The organism is Streptomyces sp. NPDC004561, from assembly GCF_053602155.1.
Genome location: NZ_JBSGDB010000701.1, coordinates 1 through 3395 on the forward strand (window position 1 = coordinate 1; position 3395 = coordinate 3395).

1 protein-coding gene and 1 pseudogene are annotated in these 3395 nt (G+C 69.3%); both read right to left on the reverse strand.

Annotated elements, in window-relative coordinates; all coding sequences use genetic code 11:
* The coding region (locus ACWEN3_RS43845; RefSeq protein ID WP_452983552.1) for an alkaline phosphatase family protein at positions 1–2533 on the reverse strand (2533 nt) is incomplete at its 3' end.
* Between the two features lie 13 nt (positions 2534–2546).
* Positions 2547–3395 (reverse strand): annotated as a pseudogene (locus tag ACWEN3_RS43850) (ABC transporter permease); the annotation flags it as partial.

Below are 3395 nucleotides of genomic sequence, written 5' to 3' on the forward strand. Positions count from 1 at the left end.
GAGGCGCCCGTACGAGAGTGGCGAACCGTCGCATGGCCCCGCCCGCGCATGGGCATACGGGACCAATGGCCCGCGTCCCCGTCGCAGCCCTGAGGGTCAGTGAGGTCCGGTTGGGCACCGCCGTGAACGGCGTGTCGTCCGCCTTCTGCGTGAACGCGCCGTACATCGGGGTGGCCGCGCTGTCGAGCTGGTTCATCGGGTGGATCCCGAGGATCTGCTCGATGGTGCGGACCATGGTGATCTGCGAGTAGTAGTGGTTGTCGACCGTGCCGTGCTTGGCGTAGGGGCTGATGACCTGCACGGGGGCGCGGTGGCCGTCGACGTGGTCGAGGCCGGCCTGGGAGTCGTCCTCGACGACGAAGATCGCCGAGTCCTTCCAGAACTTGCTGTGGGTGATCTCGTCGACCATCCTGCCGACCGCGAGGTCGTTGTCGGCGACCTCGGCGGCCGCGTTCGCCGGGCCGCCGGTGTGGTCGTTGGAGAACCAGAACATGTTCAGGTTCGCCGGGCCGTTCTTCTCGAAGTCCTGCTTCCAGATCTGTTCCTTGTAGACGTCCGGGACGTCGAGGTCGAACAGCGGGAAGCCCTGCACCGACACGTCGTTGAGCGAGGGGATCGCCGAGCCCGTCTTGATGGGGTAGGCGGTCTGCGCGCCGGTCGCGGCCATGTTCTTGCTGTCGCAGTACAGGTTCTGCCAATTCGCGCCGGACGGCTTGCTCTCGATCGACTGGAACTCGCCGAAGTCCTTGACGCTCTTGCCGGCCGCCTGCGCACCGGTCCAGATGAACCCGGTCTTCTGGTGGCCGAGGGCGTCGTTCTCGGTGTCGTAGCTGCGCGTGTACTCGCCGGCCGACGACTCGGTGTACTCCGGGTTGTCCGACTGCATCAGCCAGTTGTGGCCCTCGGCGGAGTTGGTGCCGATGTCGTAGAAGTTGTCGTACAGCCCGAACTGCTGGGCCAGCGCGTGCTGGTTCGGCGTCACGTTCTCGCCGAACTGGGTGAGCGAGGAGTTGCCGTTGCCCTGCGGGAGGTCGCCGAAGACCTGGTCGTAGGTGCGGTTCTCCTTGACGAGCAGGAAGACGTGCTTGATCGTCGAGGGCGCGCCGAGCCGCACGGGGACCGGGACCGCCCTGGTGTGGCTCGCGCCCTTGGCCGTCGCGACCGAGTTGCCGGTCCAGCCGTTCTGCTTGAAGACCTTGGCCGTCTCGGACCTGACGACCCAGTCGCTCGGCAGGGTGAACTGGGTCAGGCTCGACGTGGTGTCGTGGGTGTTGTGGCCGGCGCTGTCGGGGCGACGGGCGTCGATGCCACGGGTGTTGGCGACGACCACCTTCTTGCCGACGGCGGTGATCCCGGACGGGAAGTAGTCCGTCGGGAGCAGGCCGACGTATCGGGCGGGCTGCTGCGGGGAGGTGTAGCGGTACACGGCGACGGCGTTGGCGCTGCCCAGCGTCACCAGCAGCCGGCCGTCGTCGGTGAGGGTGACGGCGTTCGGCTCGTAACCGACCGACGCCTCCGGCCACGGCTGGGTGGCGATGGTCTGGACGACCTTGTCCTTGCGGCTGTCGATGACCGACACGTTGTTGTCGGCGGTGTTGGTGACGAAGACCGCGCCCTTGCTCGCGTAGACCGCGGTCGGGTGCAGGCCCACGGCGATGGTGCCGACGGCGGCGGACGGCTGCGCGGTGTCGATGACGCTGACCGTGCCGGTGGTGCTGGCGCCGGTCCTCGGGTTCGCCACCACGTCCGTGCCGTAGGAGTTGAGGGTGGTGTCGCCGGCCTTGGCCGGGCGCCCGCCCTCGTTGCTGACGTAGAGCTTGCCGCCGACCAGGGCGATGCCGCGCGGGGCGTTGCCGACGGCCCAGCTCTGCTTGATGGCACCGGTCGCCGCGTCTATGGCGACCACCCGGTTCTGGCCGTTGACCGCGGAGTACACGGTGGAGCCGTCGGCCGAGAACACGGCCGCGCCCACCAGCGCCTGCTTGGAGCCGTCGGCCGGGATCGAGACGGCCGTGGGGTTGGCGAGGGTGCCGTCCGCGTTGACCGTGAACTTGGTGTAGCCGCCGGCCTGGCCCAGCCACAGCTGCTTGCCGTCGGGCGAGTAGGTCGGGCCCTCCTGGCCGACGGCGCCGCTGCTGATGCGCAGGTCGTCCGCCTTGTTGGTGCCGACCTTCTGCTTGACCTGCCCCGTGGCCAGGTCCATGACCACCAGGGATGCGTCGCCGTCGGCGATCGAGGCCGCGAGGTGGGCGCCGTCCGGGCTGACCGTCGACGACATGATCTTGCCGTCGTTGATGACGGTGCGGGTGCCGTAGGGGTTGATGTACTGGTCGCTGGAGATGACCTGGCCGTTGGCCGTGGTCTCGCCGACCTGCTGGGTGCCGAACTGATACGTCGAGGCGACCGCGGTGCCCGTGACGCCGAGAGCGACCGCGATGCCCGCCGTCACCAGCATGGACCGGCGCCCGAAGCGTCTGCCGAAAAGGTCGATCTTGTTCTTCTCGTTGATCCGACGCTGACGTGTTACCTGCACGGAACTGTTCCCTTCAGTGTGTGCCGAGCAGCTCGACGTTGCCGTCGAACTGCCACAGCGGATTCGGGGCGTCACCGGTCGAAGTCCGCACCAGGAAGTAGCCGTTCACTTCCTTCGGACCGTCACCGTCCGCCACGAACCGCCCGTCTGAGGTGATGTCGAGCTGGTAGATGGCCGTCCCCGCCACCGGGACGCCGGGGAGATGCCAGCTCACGACGCAACGCCAGTCGTTGCCCGCCCCCTCCTGGGCGGCCTGGCCGTCGCTCTTGGTGCACGCCGCCGTGGCCCCCAACTGGGCCTCGGTGACGGCGGGTCGGTGGAGTTGCCGCGTCTGCAGGCGGTAGAGGTGGGCGAACACCGTGGCGAGGGACCGCTGGACCTTGGCCTGCTCGATTCCGGAGCCCGTCGACGGGGTGGCCACGGCGATCACGCCGACGGCGACGGCGGTCAGCGCGGCCAGTGGCAGCAGACCGGCGGTGATCGCACGGCGCCCGGAACCGTCGTAGGCCGGGTTGGTGAAATCCCGCCGTACGAACAGCGCGTAGGCCAGCGCGGTCGCGAGCACCGCCCAGGCCAGACCGACCGCGACGCCGACCAGGAGCGGCGCGAGCTGAACCGGGCTGGTGAACAGGCCGTTCCAGGCGATGAAGGCGTAGCCGGGCAGGGCGAGACGCAGGGCGACGGGCAGCGGCAGCATCTGGGCGACCTGCATCGCGATCGCCACGATCGGGGGCAGCAGCAGCCCCATGGGGGACCGGCCCAACGCGACCGACCCGAGCAGCCCGATCGCGGCGAGCGCGAGCGTCGGGGCGAGGGCCGCGACCCAGGCGAGCAGGACCTGGCCGGCCTCGTCCCCGGGTGC